At 57.5% G+C, this 21060-nt stretch carries 17 protein-coding genes, 2 tRNA genes and 2 pseudogenes; 4 read left to right on the top strand and 17 right to left on the bottom strand.

Features of this window, described 5'->3' with window-relative positions; all coding sequences use genetic code 11:
- Positions 1 to 622: 622 nt before the first annotated feature.
- The 6 genes from N7U68_RS14105 to N7U68_RS14080 all read right to left on the bottom strand — a co-directional run bounded on the left by N7U68_RS14105 (position 623) and on the right by N7U68_RS14080 (position 5813).
- Positions 623 to 859 carry a hypothetical protein gene (locus tag N7U68_RS14105; RefSeq protein WP_263047216.1) on the bottom strand — a complete coding sequence of 79 codons (237 nt, stop codon included), beginning with the start codon at positions 857 to 859 and terminating at the stop codon, positions 623 to 625.
- A 49-nt stretch (positions 860 to 908) separates the two neighbouring features.
- Positions 909 to 2030, bottom strand: a complete 1122-nt coding sequence (locus tag N7U68_RS14100) for an alanine racemase (protein ID WP_263047215.1) — start codon at positions 2028 to 2030, stop codon at positions 909 to 911.
- A complete protein-coding gene (locus N7U68_RS14095) occupies positions 2027 to 3160 on the bottom strand; it encodes an N-acetyltransferase DgcN family protein (protein ID WP_263047214.1) in 1134 nt (377 codons plus the stop codon). Before N7U68_RS14095 ends, N7U68_RS14100 begins: the two co-directional genes overlap by 4 nt.
- 151 nt (positions 3161 to 3311) lie before the next feature.
- Complete coding sequence (locus N7U68_RS14090) at positions 3312 to 3929, bottom strand: hypothetical protein (protein ID WP_263047213.1); 618 nt, start codon at positions 3927 to 3929, stop codon at positions 3312 to 3314.
- A gap of 211 nt (positions 3930 to 4140) precedes the next feature.
- On the bottom strand, positions 4141 to 4494 hold the full coding sequence (locus N7U68_RS14085) for a hypothetical protein (RefSeq protein ID WP_263047212.1): 354 nt from the start codon (positions 4492 to 4494) through the stop codon (positions 4141 to 4143).
- 1242 nt (positions 4495 to 5736) lie between these two features.
- Positions 5737 to 5813: transfer RNA gene (locus tag N7U68_RS14080), tRNA-Arg, on the bottom strand.
- A gap of 123 nt (positions 5814 to 5936) precedes the next feature.
- On the opposite strand from N7U68_RS14080, the gene N7U68_RS14075 reads away from it, so the two are divergent.
- Positions 5937 to 6962, top strand: coding sequence for a LacI family DNA-binding transcriptional regulator (locus N7U68_RS14075; RefSeq protein WP_165194541.1), 1026 nt, complete (start codon positions 5937 to 5939; stop codon positions 6960 to 6962).
- A gap of 194 nt (positions 6963 to 7156) precedes the next feature.
- Here the strand turns inward: N7U68_RS14075 and N7U68_RS14070 are convergent, their stop codons facing one another.
- The 3 genes and pseudogenes from N7U68_RS14070 to petA form a co-directional block, all read right to left on the bottom strand.
- Positions 7157 to 8008, bottom strand: coding sequence for a cytochrome c1 (locus tag N7U68_RS14070; RefSeq protein WP_263047211.1), 852 nt, complete (start codon positions 8006 to 8008; stop codon positions 7157 to 7159).
- Positions 8009 to 8022: 14 nt separating this feature from the next.
- A pseudogene (gene petB, locus N7U68_RS14065) lies at positions 8023 to 9346 on the bottom strand (cytochrome b).
- An 11-nt stretch (positions 9347 to 9357) separates the two neighbouring features.
- The gene (gene petA, locus N7U68_RS14060; RefSeq protein WP_263047210.1) at positions 9358 to 9942 is read right to left on the bottom strand and encodes a ubiquinol-cytochrome c reductase iron-sulfur subunit; all 585 of its coding nucleotides are present in this window, start codon (positions 9940 to 9942) and stop codon (positions 9358 to 9360) included.
- Positions 9943 to 10164: 222 nt separating this feature from the next.
- Between petA and N7U68_RS14055 the strand changes: the two genes are divergently transcribed.
- A complete protein-coding gene (locus N7U68_RS14055) occupies positions 10165 to 10851 on the top strand; it encodes an outer membrane protein (RefSeq protein ID WP_165194548.1) in 687 nt (228 codons plus the stop codon).
- Between the two features lie 71 nt (positions 10852 to 10922).
- On the opposite strand, the gene N7U68_RS14050 is transcribed toward N7U68_RS14055, so the two are convergent.
- From N7U68_RS14050 to dapF, 4 genes and pseudogenes are all read right to left on the bottom strand, one after another.
- Positions 10923 to 11525: a glutathione S-transferase gene (locus tag N7U68_RS14050; RefSeq protein WP_263047209.1), complete on the bottom strand. Its 603-nt coding sequence runs from the start codon at positions 11523 to 11525 to the stop codon at positions 10923 to 10925.
- Between the two features lie 99 nt (positions 11526 to 11624).
- Complete coding sequence (locus tag N7U68_RS14045; RefSeq protein ID WP_263047208.1) at positions 11625 to 12248, bottom strand: FMN-binding negative transcriptional regulator; 624 nt, start codon at positions 12246 to 12248, stop codon at positions 11625 to 11627.
- Positions 12248 to 13585, bottom strand: a complete 1338-nt coding sequence (gene mtaB / locus N7U68_RS14040; RefSeq protein ID WP_373322925.1) for a tRNA (N(6)-L-threonylcarbamoyladenosine(37)-C(2))-methylthiotransferase MtaB — start codon at positions 13583 to 13585, stop codon at positions 12248 to 12250. The genes N7U68_RS14045 and mtaB overlap by 1 nt, the downstream gene beginning before the upstream one ends.
- Positions 13495 to 14329, bottom strand: a pseudogene (dapF, locus tag N7U68_RS14035) (diaminopimelate epimerase). The gene mtaB and the pseudogene dapF overlap by 91 nt, the downstream one beginning before the upstream one ends.
- Before the next feature lie 108 nt (positions 14330 to 14437).
- On the opposite strand from dapF, the gene N7U68_RS14030 reads away from it, so the two are divergent.
- Both N7U68_RS14030 and N7U68_RS14025 read left to right on the top strand, forming a co-directional pair.
- Positions 14438 to 14513, top strand: a tRNA-Lys gene (locus N7U68_RS14030).
- A 183-nt stretch (positions 14514 to 14696) separates the two neighbouring features.
- Positions 14697 to 18152, top strand: coding sequence for a class I SAM-dependent DNA methyltransferase (locus N7U68_RS14025; RefSeq protein WP_263047207.1), 3456 nt, complete (start codon positions 14697 to 14699; stop codon positions 18150 to 18152).
- A gap of 106 nt (positions 18153 to 18258) precedes the next feature.
- On the opposite strand, the gene N7U68_RS14020 is transcribed toward N7U68_RS14025, so the two are convergent.
- The 4 genes from N7U68_RS14020 to N7U68_RS14005 all read right to left on the bottom strand — a co-directional run bounded on the left by N7U68_RS14020 (position 18259) and on the right by N7U68_RS14005 (position 21036).
- Positions 18259 to 19530 (bottom strand): hypothetical protein, encoded by a 1272-nt coding sequence (locus N7U68_RS14020; RefSeq protein ID WP_263047206.1) that lies wholly within the window; start codon positions 19528 to 19530, stop codon positions 18259 to 18261.
- 109 nt (positions 19531 to 19639) lie between these two features.
- Entirely contained in the window at positions 19640 to 19861 is a 222-nt protein-coding gene (locus N7U68_RS14015; protein WP_263047205.1) for a hypothetical protein, read from the bottom strand.
- A gap of 139 nt (positions 19862 to 20000) precedes the next feature.
- Positions 20001 to 20225 (bottom strand): helix-turn-helix transcriptional regulator, encoded by a 225-nt coding sequence (locus N7U68_RS14010; protein ID WP_263047204.1) that lies wholly within the window; start codon positions 20223 to 20225, stop codon positions 20001 to 20003.
- Positions 20226 to 20307: 82 nt separating this feature from the next.
- Positions 20308 to 21036, bottom strand: a complete 729-nt coding sequence (locus tag N7U68_RS14005) for a hypothetical protein (protein WP_263047203.1) — start codon at positions 21034 to 21036, stop codon at positions 20308 to 20310.
- Between the last annotated feature and the right edge of the window lie 24 nt (positions 21037 to 21060).

The raw sequence follows: 21060 nt of genomic DNA, 5'->3' as shown, positions 1-21060 counted from the left end.
CTTCAGCCCCGGTACAGATTACTGCAGTGCGGCCAGCCAAAGCCGCCGTTCGCTGCGTCTGCGCGTGTCGGTAGCAGTCGGAGGTCAGCTCTGCGGGACGAAATGTGAGTTCGCCGCGTTTGCACAGATGTCCGCTTTTTTGGTGCGTAGGACTTGGATCGAGGAATAGCGCGTCGATTACGGCCTTCGGGAAGTCCGTGATTATTTTCGGGTTTCTAGAATTCGTCAAATTCCGGAAAATGGCCTAGCCTTAAAAGGAAGCTTGGGTCGCCGACTTCTCCGCTGGCTGGATCTTCAGTAACCATGTAGGCGTCATCACCCGCGCAGTATTCGGATAGCGCCTCTCGTTCGGCTCTGCTTTTTGCTTCCGACGCTGAGGAACATTCAAATTGCTTGGCAATTTTCAGACCTGTCTGCCCATTGCTCTTAGTGTTGGTTCCAACATAAGTCTGGCAGATGTAGTGGATTTTTCTGGGGAACGGTCTGCGTCTGTCATGGATGGATCCTTGTGATCGGCTGAGAAAATTGGAAGTTCCAGGAACAGCCCTAGCCGATTTCAGCCGGATTGAAGTGCCTTTTTTCCAGCGGAGCACTTAGCGCACTCAAAACCGCCGAAGTTCAACTACCGCGTTGAAGTGGCTTTCGTGCGACGCGATTTAGACGCTGCTGAATCTTTGGGTACAGGTGGCCGGTTTGCTTCTCTTTCAAGGCGAGCATTGCGCAGTCGGGAATTCTTGGCGTCACGTTGTTCTGTTTCTTCGTCGACCATTTGTCTGACAACACGCGTCGTCTTATCCATCGGGGTTTCTGGTTTGGCGTCATACACCTTGAACAGATTTTTTTTTGTGAGTTTCGTCATTTTTCAGTTTCCTTTGTGGTTTAAGGTCGGCCGGACCAAGCGAGGTCTTTCACACCAACGCCAAGTGGCCGACCTCGCCTTGGGTGTGCCGTGATGGGCGCATGGATTGATTGCCCAACAGTGTCACTTCGATGTCTGGTGCAGCCATGGCATGCATCAACGCATTGTAATTCAAATGGAATCTTACCTCGGAGCCCAGCGGCGGCGGGGTGCCGGGCATTCCAATGACAAGATGATCGCTGGTCGCACCGATCAATGTGCTTCCAACAGGCATTGAAAGACCCAGAATGTCGGTGTCCTGATGTCCCATAGCGACGATAAAGCGCTTGGAAACACCACTGGCTTGCGCGATGCGACGTCTTGCCAAAGTTGGATTGACCAGAGCGATGGCGGAAGGCGCAGGTTTTGAACCCGTTTCAATGACTTCTGCGACAAGCGTGAAGGCGTCTGTGTACATCCCGTCGATCCGGTCGCCAGACACTGGCTCAACACCCAGTAGGATCGCCTCACCCAGACGAAGGTCGTTGACGCGACCCGTCGCGTGTTCGCCAAGCGCCCAGGGCAAGTTGGCTGAGTTGCCACCAGACACGATCTTGAGGAACGGGCCGCAAACACCCTCAATCTCATTCGCGAGGTCGCAAAAAGCGTCCATTTGCAACGCGGTAGGCGCAAGCCCGTTCAAGCACGCGAAATTTGCGCTGATCCCTTTCAACGCGACCCCAGACATCTGCATGACCTGCTGCGCGATGTCAGCCAGGTTCTCGGGCAATATGCCGTCGCGCTGATCGCCCATCTCGACCATCAGGACGATACCGTGGACAGCCCCCTTGCGGATCGCGGTGGCGGCCAATGCAGTAATGACCAGCATCTCGGTATTATAGCTTGTCTCGCAGGACTGGACGATGTGATCGGCCTGGCTCAACATCGGAGTGCGGATCAGGGTGATGGGGTCTGTCAGCCCTGCCGCACGCAGCCTTTGCACGTTTGTGATACGTGCATCGGCAAGCCCCACAGCGCCACCCTCAAGCATCGCCCTGGCAATGGTAGGATGTCCGCAGACCGCCTTGGTCACGCCCGTGACGCTGATCCCGCGTGGGCCCAGGCGACTGACAAGGGTCTGCGTGTTGCGGCGTATCTTGGCCAGGTCCACTTCGACGCGTGGGCAACTCATATCGCGGCCACGGGCGCCCCTTGCGTCAACCCTGGATATGCAGCGACCACCATCTCAAGCAGATGTGCAACGGGTCTGGCCAATGCATCGGAAACGGGCAACCCGAGTTCGTGGGACTGGGCCGCGATGGTTTCGGTGATTTCGGCCTCTGTCATGCCTTCGTGATTGAGGGTGACACCGATGATCTTTGTATCGGCAAAGGCTTCGATCAAGGCGATCTCACTTGCCGCAGAAGGCATCGGCATATTGGGAAAGTCACATCGATGGGCACGTTTCGGCGCGTGCTGCAGGATGACCGCATCCGGCTGGCTCCCCCGCAGAATGAAGGCCGATGTGCAAAAGGCAGGGTGGCTGAGGGCACCCTGACCTTCGATCAGGATCACATCGGGCTGTTCGGCCTCAGATGCGGCAACTACCGCGCCTTCGAGCTCGCCACAGCAGAACTGCGGCGGTACGGCATCCATTGCGATACCGTATTTCGCGCCCTGCATCAGGCCGGTCTGGCCCGTGCCGACAAGGACCGTCTTGATGCCCTTCGCATTGAGGGCTCGCGCCAAAACGGTCGCCGTTGTCCGCTTTCCAATAGCGCAATCCGTTCCAAGAACCGCTATCCGCAGAGCTTTGACACCAGATACGCTGCCATCGAACAGGCGCATGTCCTTGCTGGGTTTCGGCTTGCGGATGTCGCGGATCGTGACATTCCGTTCGGATGCGGCGGTGGCTATCTCATGGTCGTCGCTCAGATACTCATGCAGCCCGCTCACGATGTTCATGCCAAGCCCGATCGCATTCAGAACAACGCCTCGATCCGCAGGTGAAAGCCGTCCTGTTGAGGGGGCCATCCCATAGATCAGCGTATCGGGAATGACAGCTTGATGTGCAACCGCAGCGTCCAGATCACCAAAGATGGGTATATGGTTCATTGTATTGTCGAGGACGGATCCGCTGTCTTGTCCGCTATAGGTGCTGTCGATGACGGAAAGGATGCGATACGCTTGAGAATGGCGCACAAGACCATTTGCCGACTTGCCATCGATTTGCGCGAAGTTCCCTTCGCAATAGACGACCGCCGTCGGTGAGGACGCGATCTGCCTGCCTGACGTCAAGCCTGCAGGTTTGATCTGTTTCATTGGAGGCGCTTGGGATCCCCTGACAGGGCGGCGAATGGTATCGACAGTTTCAGATTTGGTTTCCATTATCGCTCTCTTTTATAGGTTGGCACGGAGGGCGGAATTGCCCTCACATGCGTATTTTGAATGGGGATGGTGCCGTGGCTCACGCCTAGTTGTTAAGGACGCACAGCCCCTTCGATTTCTGGAAATTTTTGTTGCATTCCCAGCGGTTGCCCGACCTGTCCAGATGCGCATTTTCGGGAACGTTTATGAATTCGCATGTCTCGCCTGAAGCTTCGTATCCACGTTCGCACTTCCACCCTGTGCCGTAGATTGCGTCGTCGAAAAATGCATTTGCGGGGATCGCGACGGCTGCGCACAGACCAGCCTGTTCAAAGAAGCCACGCTCACATGTCCAGGGATGACCGTATCCTGATCCATTCAGATAGGCGTTGGCCGGAACCGCGATGGCAGTACACTGGTCGTCAGTTGCTTTAAACCCGCGTTCGCACGTCCACATGGAGCCATATGAGGCATCTGCCAGATACGCATTTGCTGGCAGCACGATCTCCTGACAGGTGTCATCGACCTTAATGTAGCCGCGCAAACACCGCCACCGTTCGCCTGAGGGGGCCAAGAACCCACCCTCAGGCACCTCCACTTCAACACATGCAGCTTCATCGGTTCTGCGAAACCCATGCAGACATTCCCAGCCGGACCCATAGGACCAGTTCGTGTCGTATGCGTTTTGCGGCACAACAACGGCGACGCAGGCATCTTCGTTCAACCGGAATCCAATGTTACATTCCCATCCATCACCATAACTTTTGGCACTGGCGTTCTCAGGCATTGGCTGACTGGCGGTTTGTCCAAATGCAGGGGGTACAAAAAGCATGACCGCCAAAATCGAACCGATAAATAGGGCCATGACTGTTGGTGTTTGCGCAGGGGCAAAGGCAGCGATAGCATGTGGATCGCGATGCTTCGTGAGTTGTGATTTACGATCCACCTAAGGCGAGCTCCGCAAGACATGCGTCTGCCAGGTCCCGGCTCGGGGCATCTGTGCCCGGCAACGTGGCCCAGCCAGTTTCCATCATGGCATTGCGCTGCTGAAAGCCGGAAGCTTCTCGAAGCGTTGCCAGTATTTCTACGCGCTCCGCATCCGCTTCTGAAAGGCCGAGACATACGGGCACCATGGCCAAGGTGACTTGCTCTGCGGCAAAGCTATCAGCCATTTCCTCCGCACTACCTGCAGTCGTCCAGCCGCCCCATGTAAAGCCAAGGATTGAGACAGCTACTGCGCCAACTAAGGCACCGTAAACACCGGGTTTTGTCCATTCGGGAAATGTCATTTTCAATCCTCTGACGGAGAAAGCGCCGCCGCACTATTTTTGACTACGTTTGTAGTTGCGCTGGCCTGATCTTGCGCCGATGCCAACTCTAGGTCTCGGTGGTCCACTGCGCGTAGCTCTGACTTCCAGCGGGCCAATTCATCATTAGAAACGTCGCTGTCGGTCGATATGCCGCAAAGCAGTGGCTGAGCATGACGTTATCGTCTGCCAACCCTCAGCAGTCGCCCGCGGACAGTTCGTCGGTGTATCCTGCGACCACAAACGGATGAAGAAATGTCAAACACGACGTGGTCATGCGCGATGACATCGGCAACCTTCCCAAACATCAGAGCCCTGCTACAGGACGTGACAGCTGAATTTTCATGATGGAGGGTTGTGGTTCGCTCTGGCAGGCTGATGCGCCTATGCCGCAGTGAGCCGCAACTTTCGTATCTTTCACATAGTCTCTTAACGTCGAAAATACAACGTTGATGACTCTGGCTTCATTTCTGAGACCACCGATGCCCTTAAGGTGGTTTAGGTTTGCAAGCCCTTAACATGCGGATCGGCAGACCTTTGTCGATCTATGTCATTTTCCGGTTCGTTCGCCCAGAAGCTGACTTTCGGTGCGTCACAAAAAATTGCCAAATAGGGCTCGTTCCCGACCTTCGCTGCGCCGCAGGGCCAAGCGCCTGGTCCGCCCCCCCCGCGCGGCGTCGCTCTCGGCCCATAGACGACCTCCGGGCCTGGCGCAGCGTCCGCCCTGACCGGGCTCGGGTTCGCGCCTGCAGCGAAGGTCCGCTCACCGCCCGAACTGTTGAAATGCTCATCAAAATGCCGAGAGTTTCGCAGCATCAGAAAATGTTGGCACGTTACGCTCAACCGACCTTCAGGTAATTGCCTGCCATCCAAATGGAAAAGTTAGCCCACTTCATAGAACAATTTTTGCCTTGTCGAGCTTAGAGATATTTCGTGCGAATCTAACTGCAGAATTTTTCGCGAGGGGTCTGATAGAAAGAATGGAGTATGTCGCCGGGGTGGGCCAGGGGGTGGGGGTATCCTCTGTCCGATTAAGCCTCGACCGTCGTGATTGGTTAGGTGGGATTGGCCCGGCGGTCGAATTTGTGTGCGGACGCTTCAGGAAAAAAGCAACAGTCCGAAGACTACCGGACGCATACACACAAATAGGGGGGATAATTGGGGGGGATGATAGAAAGTAAATTTCAAATATTTACTATATATCAGCTATTTAGCCATATGTAGTGGTGACCCCGGCAGGATTCGAACCTGCAACCTGCCCCTTAGGAGGGGGCTGCTCTATCCAGTTGAGCCACGGGGCCACGTTGAGCTTGCTTAGCGCGCCAAAACGTGGATGTCACCTATGTATAGTACGTGCACGACGCTTGATCACTACGCGGTGTTCGCGCTAACGTTTCTACAAGGTATGCAAGGGACAAACACTCGTGAGCAATCAAGACAACCGCCCGCTGACCCTGCGCGATGTGTCCGAAGCATCCGGTGTGTCCGAAATGACCGTCAGTCGCGTTCTGCGCAATCGCGGCGATGTGTCGGACGCTACCCGCGCACGTGTACTCGCCAGCGCCAAGGAACTGGGTTACGTGCCCAACAAGATCGCCGGGGCACTGGCGTCCAGCCGGGTTAATCTGGTTGCCGTGATCATCCCATCCCTGTCGAATCTGGTCTTTCCCGAGGTCATGACTGGCATCAGCGACGCGCTGGACGACACAGGACTGCAACCGGTTGTCGGCGTGACCGGGTATTCCCGCGAAAAAGAGGAAAAAGTCCTCTACGAGATGCTCTCTTGGCGGCCCTCCGGCGTGATCATTGCCGGACTGGAACATTCCGAAGCATCGCGCGCGATGCTCAAGGCCAGCGGGATCCCGGTGGTCGAGATCATGGATGTGGATGGCACACCCGTGGATTCGGTCGTTGGCATATCGCACCGTCGCGCAGGCGAACAGATGGCGCGCGAAATTCTACGCTCCGGCTATCAGCGGATCGGATTTCTGGGCACCAAGATGCCGCGCGATCACCGGGCCCGCAAACGCTTCGAAGGCTTTACCGAGGCACTGGCCAAGGCCGGCGTCGAGATCGCGGATCAGGAATTCTACGAAGGCGGCTCTGCCCTGATAAAAGGGCGCGAGATGACCCAAGACATTCTCAAGCGCGACCCGGAACTGGATTTTCTCTATTATTCTAACGATATGATAGGCGCGGGCGGCCTGCTTTGGCTGCATGAACAGGGCGTGGATATTCCCGGTCAGATGGGATTGGCTGGTTTCAACGGGCTGAACCTGCTCAAAGGATTGCCGCGCCAGTTGGCAACGATGGACGCCTGCCGGAACGAAATTGGCCGCCGCGCAGCCGAGATCATATCGGCACGGGTCGCGGACGACGCGGACCCGTCACCGGTCCGCATCGCACTGGAGCCGACCATCAGCTATGGCGACACGCTGCGCCGCCCCTAGGCCGCGAACGCTCCCCATGATCGGACCTTCGTCGGCGGTCGTTCATCGCGGCGCGCCAAAGCTTGATAGCATCTGCTGGCCAAAATTCTGTGCGGGTGGACCCCGCAGTTTTCGGCCCCCGCCTGCGCGGCGGATACGAAAAAACCCCGCTCGCGTTGCGAACGGGGTTTCAACAGCATCATATCTAGTTTGGATCAGCTGGTTTTCTTGTTCTTGCCCTTGATCGGGGCCCAGATCCGCTTGTTCGTGAGATAGAGCAGAACCGACAACAGCGTGAGAAAGATCACACCGGTCAGGCCGGCATTCTTGCGCGCCATCAGCTTGGGCTCAGCGGTCCACATCAGGAACGCCGCAACATCCTCTGCTGTGTGGTGCAGGCTGTTGTCGTGGCCATCATCAAAGTCCACGTCCTCACCATAAAGTGGCTGGGCCATTGCAATCCAGCTGCCCGGTACCATGTGCGAACCGTCTTCGTTCTTGCACGAGTCGGGGTAACCACCTGCAGCAAAAGCCACGTTGTACGAGCCGGGGAAATCCTCGGGCGCACATTCAGGAGCTTCGTGATAGCCCGTCAGCAAAGTTACGATGTACTCTGGCCCGCCCATGCCTTTGACCAGCTGATTAAAGCCAGAGCCCAAAGGCCCGTGGAACCCAGCGCGCTTCTTCGCCATCAGCGACAGGTCGGGTGCCGTGTCCAGCGCCGAACCGGGGAAATGGTCAACCGGCTTCGCGGGGCGGAAATCATCGAGTTCCTTGTCGAACACCTCGAACTGCTCCGCATAGGCACGGACCTGATCCGCCGGCAGGTGCGGCCCGCCCTCATCCGCGAGCGTGCGGATCGGAACGTATTGCAGCCCGTGGCAGGATGCGCAGACCATGGTGTAGACCTTGAGGCCGCGTTGCAGCTGGTTCTGGTCAAACTTGCCGAACGGACCCTCGAACGAGAAATCCACATCTTCGACATGACCCCCGCCGCCAGCGGCGAATGCACCACCAGCCGAGAGGGTCAGGGCCGCAACGGCGGCAATGCCAATCTTCTTAAACATTTTCCTGTCCTCTCTTATTCGGCCGGCGTTTCGGCTTTGCCGTAATGCGCCTTGAAATCGTCTTCGATGGTCTCGGGCTGTGGCAACGGTTTCTCGATCACACCCAATAGCGGCAGGATAACGAGGAAATACGCAAACCAGTAGGCCGAAGCGATCAGCGAGATGGTCGAGAACGGCGGTTCTGCCGGCATCGCACCCGCCCACATCAGAACGATGAAATCGAGCGCAAGCAGCGCAAACCACCATTTGAACATCGGCCGATAGCGACCAGACCGCACCGATGACGTATCCAGCCACGGTGCCAGCGCCATGATCGCGATCGCACCGAACATCGCCAGCACGCCAAAGAATTTGGCGTCGACGATGCCGCCGGTGATCCAGCTGGCAAACATCACCACCCATACATCCGACGTAAAGGCGCGCAGAATTGCGTAGAAGGGCAAGAAGTACCATTCAGGCACGATATGTGCAGGCGTCGATAGCGGGTTCGCCTCGATATAGTTATCGGGGTGACCGAGATAGTTCGGCATGAACCCGACGATGGCAAAGAAAACCGCAAGGATAACCGCCAGTGCGAACAAGTCCTTGATCACGAAGTAGGGCCAGAACGGAACCGTGTCCTTTTGCGCTTCGGCTTTCGATGCGCGGCGCACTTCGACGCCGGTCGGGTTGTTGTTGCCGGTGCTGTGGAACGCCCAGATATGCACGGCCACGAGGGCTGCGATCACGAAGGGCAGCAGGTAGTGCAGGCTAAAGAAACGGTTCAGCGTGGCATTGTCCACCGCCGGTCCGCCCAACAGCCATGTTTGGATTGATCTCGCCCACAAAGGGGATCGCGCCGAACAGACCGGTGATGACCGTAGCCCCCCAGAACGACATCTGCCCCCAGGGCAGAACATAGCCCATAAACGCAGTGCCCATCATGGCGAGATAGATCAGCATCCCGATGATCCATGTGATCTCGCGCGGGGCCTTGTACGACCCGTAATAGAGACCGCGGAAGATGTGCAGGTAGACCGCAACAAAGAACAGCGATGCGCCGTTCATGTGCAAATAGCGGATAAAGTGCCCGCCATTCACGTTGCGCATGATGTGTTCGACCGATGCAAAGGCAAAATCGACATGCGGCGTGTAATGCATCGCCAGGATGATGCCGGTAACGATCTGCAACACCAGACAGAACGTCAGGATAATGCCCCAGATCCACATCCAGTTCAGGTTCTTGGGGGTGGGGATCATGATCGTGTCATATAGCAGCCCGACAATCGGCAGACGGCTATGCAGCCATTTTTCGCCGCCAGTCTTGGGCTCGTAGTGATCGTGTGGAATTCCAGCCATTGCGCGTGTCCTTATCCCAGTTTGATCGTCGATGCGTCGACGAATTCAGCCGGGGGAACCGGCAGGTTTTCAGGTGCGGGTCCTTTGCGGATCCGACCGGCTGTGTCGTAGTGCGAACCGTGGCATGGGCAGAACCAACCGCCAAAATCGCCGGCACCGTCACCCAACGGCACACAGCCAAGGTGCGTACATACGCCCATCATCACCAGCCATTCGCCATGCGCAGAATCACTGCCTTCGGGCGGGGTCAGGATGCGGTTATCATCGGTACCCGGCGCGCCGTCCTCGATATTGGCGTTACGCGCCAACGGGTCAGGCAGGCTGGAAACGTCGACTTGTTCGGCGGCTTCAATCTCGGGCGTGGTACGGCGACGGATAAAGACCGGCTTGCCCAGCCACTTGACCGTGATCTGTGTGCCCGGCTCGACACTATCGACCGGCACCCGGATCGAACTAAGAGCCTGAACATCGGCCGAAGGGTTCATCTGGTTGACCAGCGGCCAAACGGCGGCACCGGTTGCGACGGCACCAGCACCGGCAGTGGCATAGTAGAGGAAATCTCTGCGGGTGCCTGCGTGATCATCTGCGTGGGACACGAGGTATTCTCCATTGGTTGCGGCGGGCTAACGCCCCATAGGGTTACGGGCCACGGATGCCCGCAACCTTTCCAAAGCGATCTTTAGCGGGCACAGCGAAGGGCGTCCAGTCTGCAATCACTTTGATTTGAGACCACGCGCGCTTCTGTCGCGCTTGAGACAACCCGCATAGGGGTGTAAGCAGGATAAAATCGAGTAACCGCAAAGCGAAAGTGTCCCGTAATGCTGAATACCGCCAAAACCGCCCTAGCCGCGATTCTCTTGCTCGCCAGCCCCGCCGCTGCCGAGATTGAGCTAAGCCTGTATCTGGGCGTGCAAAGCGTCGATGACAGCACCGTTTCCGGCGCACTGCCCAACGGCACCGCAGTGAATCGCAAGTTCAGCTGGAAAGGCAACCCGCTGGAAAACCCTTATTATTACGGTGCGCGGGCAACGTGGTGGACCGCAAACAACCTCGGATTCGGGATCGAAGGCACCCATACCAAGGCCTATGCCAGCAATGCCGATATGGCCGCGATCGGCACCAGCCGGTTTGAACTGTCGGACGGGCACAATATCATTACTGCAAACGTGCTAAAGCGGTGGCCGGATGCATTTGGCGGATCAAAATTCACGCCCTATGTCGGTGCTGGCCTCGGCATGGCCATCCCGCATGTGGATATTCAGGTCATCGGTTCGACCGGGCGCACCTTCGATTACGAGGCAACGGGCATCGCCGCGCGCGGAATCGCCGGGATGAAATATTCTATCAATGATCGCTGGGCTCTGTTCGGCGAATATCAGGTCACATGGTCCGACAACGACATCACCGTGGACCCCGATCCCGCCGTCCCCGGCCAAACGCCGACGAAACTGCGGACCGATCTGTTCACGCACGCGGTGAATTTCGGGGTCAGCTACAGCTTCTGAGCCAACCCCGACCAATCATTTTCTTCACCGAGGGAAATGATTCTAGAAATTTCGTCGAATTTTCTGCGCCGTCACTCGGGCGCGGTGGCCTTCATGCTCTCGCGCTCGGAAAACTCAGCGTACCACGCGGCAAGCTGCGGGCGCGAATTGCGCCAGTCGCGCGTGCCATGCCGGAAATCGAGATAGCCCAGCGCACAAGCGGTACTGATCTGGCCCATGTCTACAGGCCCGGACAGATGGCTCATCCAACGTGCCTCCAGCGCATCAAGCGCGCGACTCGCCTTGGCCCATTGGCTATCCAGCCAGCCATCGAACTGCTTCTCTTCAGGCCGAATGCGTAGCTCGTAGACCATCGAAATCGCAGCGTCGACGATCCCGTCTGCAGTCGCCTCCAGCGTCAGCACATCCCACAGCCGCGCCTCGGGATACATGCCCGCCCCCGCCTGCGCGTCAAGATAGCGACAGATCACCCGACTATCATACAGCGCCGGACCATCGTCACGAATGAGCGCCGGAATCTTGCCCAGCGGATTTGCCGCGGCAACCGACGGATCGGTGGTGACCGGCGTCGTGGAAACCAGCACCACCTCGATCTTGTCGGTTTCACCGATCTCGTGCAGCAGAACCTTAACCTTGCGGCCATAAGGCGACGGAATAGCGGATAACAGCTTCATCTGGGGCGTTCCTTGACTAGGTGTTCGCGCCGACCGTAGGACGCCCAATCGGGGCTGTCTATGCCCGGCAGGCGATGCATCGCGGACAGCACCAGAACGCTACTTGCCCCCTGCCCCACGCATCAACGCCGCCAAGAGACGGGTTTCCGCACCCATCCCGTATCCGTCCACATGATCTGCCGCACGCAGTCGCACCTCATCAGGTTTGTTCTGGTTCAGCTTCCATGTGCCCTGCACATCCTCGACAACCATCCGGCACGGCACGATCTGGCGCATCATCCGCTCTAGCACATCGGGCGTCATCTTTGCCGCTTCCCAAGGGGTCTTGGGCAGCAGGCGTTGCTCAAACATGGCCGATTGCCTGTCCAGCAGGTCACGCAAACCGGATTGGGGACTCGACTCAGCCACGCCGGTTAGATGCACCGCGACATAGTTCCATGTCGGCACCTGATCATCGGCCCCGTACCAGTCCGGGGAAATATAGCTATGCGGCCCCTGCACCGCGAGGCGGACCGATGTGGGCGATTTCAGCAATCGCGCGATCGGATTGGAGCGAACGAGGTGAAATTCGACCGTATCCCCCGCATTGTTCAGCACAAAGGGGATATGACTAATCAACGGTGCACCATCTGCACACACCGCCAGCACGCCAAAACCCTGTTCGCGGGCGAAGTCCAGATTCTGTTCTTCGGTCTCAGTACGATAGACGGGATTGGGATGCATCAGGCGGCAATCAATTGGGTGTCGCTGGTGGATGCGATGTGGGCAGGCACGATGTGACCCTCGGGCTGGGCAACATCAAAATGCACCTCGGTAAACTGCTCTGTGCGACCCATATGCGGGCTCTCCATCAGGACGCGATGCACGCGACCCACCTGCCCATTCAGATGTCGCGCCACCTGCACAGCCCCTGCTGCGCGCAACCGCGCCGCGCGGTCCTTGATCGCAGGCCCATCTACCTGCGGCATACGTGCAGCAGGCGTGCCCGGACGTGGCGAATAGGGAAAAACGTGCAGCCATGTCAGATCACATTCCTCGACCAACCGCAGGGAATTCTCAAAATGCGCCTCTGTCTCGGTTGGGAACCCGGCAATGATATCAGCACCGAATGTCATGTCCGGGCGCAATTCACGCGCCTCGGTCGCAAAACGGATGGCGTCATCGCGCAAATGCCGCCGCTTCATCCGCTTCAGAATCAGGTCATCGCCGTGTTGCAGGCTCAGATGCAGATGCGGCATCAGGCGTGGCTCGGTCGCGATCGCCTGCATCAGGTTTTCATCCACCTCGATCGAATCGATCGAACTGATCCGCAGACGTGGCAGATCGGGCACCAACCGCAGAATGCGCATCACCAGATCCCCCAGCCGCGGCGCACCAGGCAGATCCGCTCCCCAGCTTGTCAAGTCGACGCCAGTCAGCACCACCTCGTTATAGCCCGCATCGACCAGCCGCTTGATCTGATCCACCACAACGCCCGCAGGCACAGAGCGCGAATTGCCCCGCCCATAGGGAATGATGCAGAACGTACAGCGATGATCGCAACCATTCTGAACCTGCACATAGGCACGGGACCGCGTGCCGAATCCATCGATCAGATGCCCCGCCGTTTCGGTCACCGACATGATGTCATCGACCTGCACCGGTTCGGTTCCGAAATCACCCGCCAACCCCGCCCATGTTGAGGGCTGCATTTTTTCGGTGTTGCCGATCACTGCGTCGACCTCGGGCATGTCGGCAAAGGTCTGTGGCTCTGTCTGTGCGGCGCAGCCGGTCACAATCAGCTTTGCATCCGGGTTCTCGCGGCGCAGGCGACGAATATCTTTGCGCGCCTTGCGCACGGCCTCGGAGGTGACAGCGCAGGTGTTGACCACCACGGCCCCCGACAGCCCCGCAGTGGCCGCCAGTTCCTTCATCGCCTCAGTTTCATAGGCGTTCAGGCGACATCCGTGGTTGGAAAAGACAGGTACACTCATCGCGCGGCCTCGATAAATGCTGCCGTCAGCACTCCGTCGGCGACATGCATCGTCGGGCCCGTCATCCACACACCGTCGTCGCGCCAATCCACCATCAGCGTGCCACCATCCAGATCGATTCTGCACCGCGCGGCCGGTCAGACCGCGTCGTGCCGCCGCAACAGCCACCGCACAGGACGACGACCCCGATGCCAGTGTGACGCCGACGCCACGTTCCCACACGCGCATACGCAAATGATCAGTCCCGATCAGCGATGCGACCTGCACATTGGTGCGCTCGGGGAAAAGCGGATGATGCTCATAACGTCCGCCGAACTCTTGCAATGACACAGCTTCGGCATCCTCGACGAAAAATGTGCAATGCGGATTGCCCATACCCGTCGCGACCGGCGCCCCCTCAATGGGCAACTCCAGCGTGTCCATCTCCTCGGACAGCGGAATATCGCGCCAGTTCAGTTGCGGTGCGCCCATGTTCACGGATGTCAGCCCATCCCCTGCGTCGCGAGCATACAAATCACCACGCGCAGTTGTCAGGTGCAGTGCATCCTTGCCATTCTGATCCATCAGATAGCGCGCGATACAGCGCGTCGCGTTGCCACAGGCCGCAGAGGTACTGCCGTCAGAGTTATAAAACGTCAGATGCGCGTCACCGGCCCCCGCGCTGATCACCGCCAGTTGATCGAACCCGATACCGCGATGCCGATCACCAATCGCCACAGCCAGTGCCGGCGAAACATCAAACGCACGCGTACGCGCATCGACGACGACAAAGTCGTTGCCCAGCCCATGCATCTTCATAAAGGGCCAACTGGTATCTGCGTGCGTGTCCATCGAGGCCGCATATAAACCCCCATCCGGCGTGAATCCAGCATTGGTCTGCAATACAGGGCAGATTCGGGGTTGACCCCCCCGCGCGCACTTTCTAGATACGCCGCTAGTGGGCCTGTAGCTCAGTTGGTAGAGCAACTGACTTTTAATCAGTAGGTCTCCGGTTCGAACCCGGACGGGCTCACCACTTATGCAATAATTTCAAAGCGTTACGCGATTCTGCGCTGCGGCGAAATTTACTCGGAAAAATCCGGAAGCTTATCGGAAGCCGATTTTTGGGCATTTTGGCTGGTATCGTTCCTGCAACAGATTCGTATTGCGCTGGTTTGCGCCCTTGTGCATCGTCAGTTTCAAGCAATGGGCGCGACGAATGCAGACGATTTCAGAATTTATTGAACGATGGTCTACATCCGGCGGAAGCGAGCGTGCCAACTATGCGCTTTTCCTGACGGAACTGACCGAGGTTCTGGGGCTGGAAAAGCCGCTGCCTGCGACAGACACCGGAACGAATGACCACTACCGACTTGAGCGGCCTGTTGCATCTGCGAACATTGGCGAGACCACCAAGAAATTCATCGATTTCTACCGGCGTGGTGCATTCATCCTTGAAACCAAACAAGGGTCACAAGCCAAGGTGACAGACGACAACCAACTGGCTCTGCCCGATGTGCCAAAAGTCAAACGGGTCGGGCATGGGGTGCGTGGGTCGCGCACATGGGACAAATCCATGGTCAAGGCGCGCGGTCAGGCCGACAATTACGCCCGTGGGATCGCCCGTGAGGACGGTTGGCCGCCGTTTATCATCGTGTGTGACGTGGGCTATGTGTTCGAGATTTACGCAGACTTCTCCGGGCAGGGGCACGGTTACACCCAATACCCCGATGGCAATAGCTTTCGCATCTTCCTTGAAGATCTGGAAAAGCCCGAGGTGCAGGAGCTGTTCCGCGCTATATGGAATGATCCGCTATCGCTGGACGCGTCCAAGCAAAGCGCCAAGGTCACACGCGAGATTGCGCACCAACTGGCACAGTTGGGCCGGTCGTTCGAGCAACAAGGCCATGAACCAGACAAGGTTGCCGCCTTCCTCATGCGCTGCCTGTTTTCGATGTTCGCCGAGGACGTGGACCTGATCCCGCGCGACAGTTTCACCGACCTGCTGCGGGAAATGTCTCGCGATACCGACAATGCCGCCGCCGCGCTGGAATCCCTCTGGCAGACAATGAACACCGGCGGCTTCTCCCCCATCCTCAAATCCAAGGTGCTGAAATTCAATGGCGGGCTGTTCTCGGATGCTGCCGCGCTACCTCTGGACACCGCACAAATCGCGTTTCTGATCGGTGCCGCGAACAAGGACTGGAAAACCGTCGAGCCTGCGATTTTCGGCACCTTGCTGGAACGCGCCCTGGACAAACGCCAACGGCACAAACTGGGCGCGCATTATACCCCGCGCGCCTATGTCGAACGGCTGGTGATGCCGACGGTGATCGAACCGCTGCGCCATGACTGGGAAAACGTGCAAACCGCCGCGATGACCCATATGGAAACTGGCGACCGTAAAAGCGCGCTGGCAGTGGTGCATGCCTTTCACCGGACATTGTGCGAAACCCGCGTGCTGGACCCGGCGTGCGGGTCGGGCAATTTCCTCTATGTCGCGCTGGAACTGATGAAGCGGCTGGAGGGCGAAGTCACCAACCTGCTGGAAGAGCTGGGCGAGGAACAGACCGCCCTTGGGCTGGCCAGCTTTACCGTGGACCCGCACCAGTTTCTGGGGATCGAGCTGAACCCGTGGGCCGCTAGGGTGGCGGAACTGGTGCTGTGGATCGGCTATCTGCAATGGCATTTCCGCACCTATGGCAAGGCCGCACCTGCCGAACCTGTCCTGCGCGATTTCCACAATATCGAAAACCGCGATGCAGTGCTGGACCACGGCGAAACGACGCCGCGCATGATGGATGGCTTGACGGTGACGCGCTGGGACGGGATCACCACCAAACCGCATCCCGTAACGGGCGAAGAGGTGCCGGACGACACCGCGCGGGTGCAGGTCATGGACTATGACAAACCCCGCGCCGCCAAATGGCCAGAGGCCGAATTTATCGTCGGCAACCCGCCGTTCATCGGCGCCAGCCGGATGCGTGACGCGCTTGGCGACGGCTATGCCGAGGCGCTGTGGAAGGCATATCCCAAGATGCCCAAATCCGCCGATTTCGTCATGTTCTGGTGGGAAAAGGCGGCGCTGGCCGCGCGTGCGTGGAACCCCAAGACGGGCAAGGGCGCACGCCGTTTCGGGTTCATCACCACCAATTCGCTGCGCCAGACATTCAATCGCAAAGTGCTGGAGCCGCATTTGAGCGACCCGAAAAAGCCGCTTTCGCTGATCTATGCGATCCCCGATCACCCGTGGGTCGATGCCAGCATGGGCGCGGCGGTGCGCATCGCCATGACCGTCGGGCGGGCCGGACGCGCCGAGGGCCGGCTGCTGACCATCGCGGAGGAACGCAAGGGAGAGACGGAGGACGAAGGCCGCGTCGTGCGCTTTGACGAGGTGCAGGGCAGAATCTTCGGCAACCTGCGGATCGGCGCGGACGTTGCGGGGGCCAAGGCGTTGAAGGCGAACAAGGCCTTAGCGTTTATGGGCATGAAGCTTCACGGTGCAGGCTTCATACTCACGCCTGAAGAGGCAGAGAATCTTATCTCAAAAAGGCACCATGTGAACCGAGAGGTAATTAGGCCATACCTAAATGGGCGTGATTTAGCACAGTCTAGCCGTGGCTATTTTGCAATTGACCTTTATCCCCTGTGCGAACAAGAGGCTCGCAGAAAGCACCCAGAAATTCTTCAGCATGTCGCGGATACCGTTAAACCGGAGCGGGACCAGAACCGTGAGCCTTGGAGAAAAGAACACTGGTGGTGGTATGGGAGAACGCACGAAGAGCTTCGAAATGCCTCTGCAGGGATAAGCAGTGTTATTGGAACAACTCGAACGGCTAAACACCGTTTGTTTTCAAAACTTCCCGCTGATACGATCGCCGAAAGCAAAATTGTAGTGATCTGCATTGAGCAAGCAGATTATCAAGCAATGCTTAGTTCTCGCTTTCATCTGCAATGGGCACTGGCGGCAGGTGGAATGTTGGGAGCTGGTAACGATCCGACTTATAACCATACGGATTGTTTTAACAAATTCCCCTTCCCCGATCCCACACCGGCGCAGACCGAAACCCTGCGGGCCTTGGGAGAGGAACTCGATGCCCATCGCAAGGAGCGGCAACGCGCCCATCCCAAGCTGACCCTGACGCAGATGTATAACGTGCTGGAAAAACGCCGCGCGGGGGACGTGATCGAGGGCAAGGATAAACAGATCTATGATGACGGCCTGATCGGCCTGCTCGCCGATATCCATGACCGGATCGACGCCGCCGTCGCCGATGCATATGGCTGGCCCGCCGACCTGTCGGACGACGACATCCTGCACCGCCTCGTCGCGCTGAACCACGAGCGGGCGATGGAAGAGGCGCGCGGCCATATCCGCTGGCTGCGCCCCGACTACCAGAACCCCGACGGCAAATCCGCCGATATCCGCCAGCAGGGCGAAATGGAGGTCGGCATCATCGACAAGGCGGCAAAACCCGCATGGCCCAAATCCCCGCCCGAACAGGTCGCCGCCGTCCGCGACGCGCTGGCCGATATGGGGGCGGCGAACCCAGACCAGCTGGCCCGCACGTTCAAGCGCGGTCGCGCCGCGTCGGTCCTGCCCCTGTTAGAAAGCCTCACCGCGCTAGGGTTGGCGACCAAAACAGACGCAGGCGTATACCGCGCCACCCGCTGACCCGACACGCGAAAGCCCCCTACGTTAGCTAACGTAAGGGACTCACGAGGGGCGGGCCGCTCCCTACGTTACGTAACGTATAGGAATTGCCGGTGCCGGATGATCCCTACGTAACGTTACGGGATGCACCGTCCATTTTTTGGATGAACACATAGCGTTCCTTTGCCGCGTGCAGCTGCTTTGCTGTTTTGCCCGGATCGGCCTTAACCCTGGCCTGCATCTGAGCGGCAAGATCGGTGAACATGCCGGGCAGCTCGTCCTGCTGTCGACCATGCAGCGCCGCCAATGTGATGCTACACCCGAGCACATTGCGAAAGATCAGGCTGATATGTTCTTCGCGGTGGACCTCTTTCATCGGGTGGGGATCGGCCCCGCTGCGCATTTCCACCAGATCATCGTTCATTTCCGCGCAGACGATTTCCCAGAGCGGATGATTAGGCCAGCGGGCGCGGTTGCTGTCAGCCGGATCAGGTTGAGTATAACGGACCACCTCGCCCGATTGGCGGCAAAGATCACCGAAGCGATCAAAGAACTGCTGCCATGTGCGGATGCCCCATGTGTCTTTGAGCAAATCCTTGCCCGCCCGAAACTCTACCCGCCAGACCCGGTTGGCATCGGCGTGCGCGGGATCAGGTGATAGCGACGCGGGCGGGGTATCGGCCCTATGTAAGGTAACGTTACGGGGCTGACCTGCGTCCATGTTGCGTAACGTATGGTTCCAGATATCCCACCAATAGGTTTTGGAATGGGCGATCACCTCGGCCCGTTTGTCATAGGCAATGACCTGCCGGTTACGGCTGCCTCCTATTGTAACCGATGTGACCCGGCCTGATTTTCCGTTAACGGATTTTTCAGTTTCCACCAGATGATCCCGCCGATCTGCCGCGCTATGCATGACAAACTGTTCCGGGTTCAGCACAAAGCCCGGCGCGTGAATATCAACGCAGAAATCCGCGCGCGATATACTGACGTCATCGGGGCCAAAGCGAACGCCTAGCCGCTGCAAGGTATCCTCGACATGTGTCTTGGCGCGTCCCAAACCGTTGAGAGCCATGAAGGATGAGCCAAACGACAGGCGGATACCCCAATCATCCTTGGCGTTGGGTTTCTTGAAAAACCACGTCGCACCGTCCGGTCCGCCACTGGCTATAAAGTGGTAGCCGTGCCCGCCATAGGCTTTGAGGTGGAGTTTGACGCCGTTGTAGTCAATCAGCACCTCGCGGCGTTCCTCGTCGGCGCGATCTTTCTCAGCTTGCAGATATTCAAACAACTCGGCTGAAATGTTGGCCCTGACTGCGAGCGCCAGCGTGTCAAAGCCACGATGCAAAACCGTCATGCCATGCGGATCGGTATTTCCAGACTGGGGTGCTTCAATCACCCCAGTCTGCCTGCTACCGTTGCGGGTCTTTTGTTTTGGCTTGATCTCGTTGGTGCCTCCGGCGGGGTAGCTTTGGTTTTGGGGCCGTATGGCTTGGGGTGATCCTGAGTTACTTGTTTGCATTGGCTTGCCTCGCAATCCAGATTTCCGCGCGCTCGGCACATTTGGCGACGTTCAAGAGATCGTTGTGGGTGAAGCTGGTCGAGTTCTGCCAATCGCCGCTGCTGTCCTTGTAAGACCGCGAAAGATCAACGCTGTAGAAGCCGCTATTGTCCCAGATTGTTGCCGTTATCAGGCCAAGCCTGACCTTGTGGCTGGGTGCTTTCGTCATATGAATTTCCTTTCATGTCGGGTGAGCGGTAGACAAAGAAAGGGCGCACGCTGCCGTTTGAACGCGCGCCCTGTTTGAAAGCCATCCGGCCCCAAAATCCTTTAGCGCGCTACCAACCCGCCAAAGGCAAAACTGAATGTCAGATATGTTGCGTGGTATTGGAAACCGTGCGGCTCGCGATCCATTTTTCCAGATCGGCGCGGCGATAGCGGATCGACCGGGACGAGACTTTTACAAAGTCTGGCCCGCCGCCACGGTGCCGCCAATTCTGTAGCGCGCGCACCGAGTAACAAAGGATCGACGCCGCTTCGCGCTCGTCAATGAGTTGATCATTTTGGGCAGGTATTGTTGTCGGGGAATGCATCAAAGGTCTCCTTAGTTGTTGTCTAAGGAAACTGCAGCGTAATGGATCCGTAATCAAAGGACAGCTGAGAATAAGCTCAAGCTCATGTGTCCTTTTTCAAAACGCGCGTGATGCGCTTCCCCAGTGCAGCGTTACTAAAGTAGCTGTCGGGGGCATAGGAATCCAAGAGTAGTTTTGTAAATTCATAGAGCGCGCCACAATATTCGCCTTTAATCGCATTGTAGTAACAAGTTGCACTATTCTTACCTGAATTGTGGTGCTGCAAAGTTCCTTGAACGTCAGTGATAAGATCGTCGAGCGGCGCTCTAGAGTAAGCTTGGTTGGTCTCCACCTCTTCTTCTGGATTGCTTTCTGGTTTGAAATCCAAATCAACCAACATTTGCTTGCTGGCCCGATGTAACAATTTCAAAAATCGTTCTGTTTCGTCAAGGGTCGGGCTGGGCGGAGGGTCCGTATCGAATATGGAACTCGTGGATTTAAGCCAATCGTCAAGAGCATCATACTTCATTTGATAAACAAGATTTTCAAGTAAGTATGCACTTAAGTCTTCAGGAGTTTCGAGCAGTTGCGACGTTGCTTTCTCAACATTCATAAACAGTTTTCGTCGCACTTTCTTGAGTGGTTGGTGCGCAATGGATCGCCGTCGCTCGAACCGAGATAGTATATGCACAAGGCGCTCTCTGAAATCACCTAAATCAGTCGAAAATGAAAAGCGATCATGCAGTTTGGAAACAACTTCGCCCGAAAGGCGGGCACTCACCTCACTACGGTCGATACAGTCAAACTTATAACGATCATTGTTTACCACCATCTTCCCTCTACATGCCCAATGCAG

Source organism: Roseovarius pelagicus, assembly GCF_025639885.1.
Lineage (GTDB): Bacteria > Pseudomonadota > Alphaproteobacteria > Rhodobacterales > Rhodobacteraceae > Roseovarius > Roseovarius pelagicus.
Note: the sequence above shows the minus strand (reverse complement) of the source record. Positions and strands in the feature narration are given on the sequence as shown.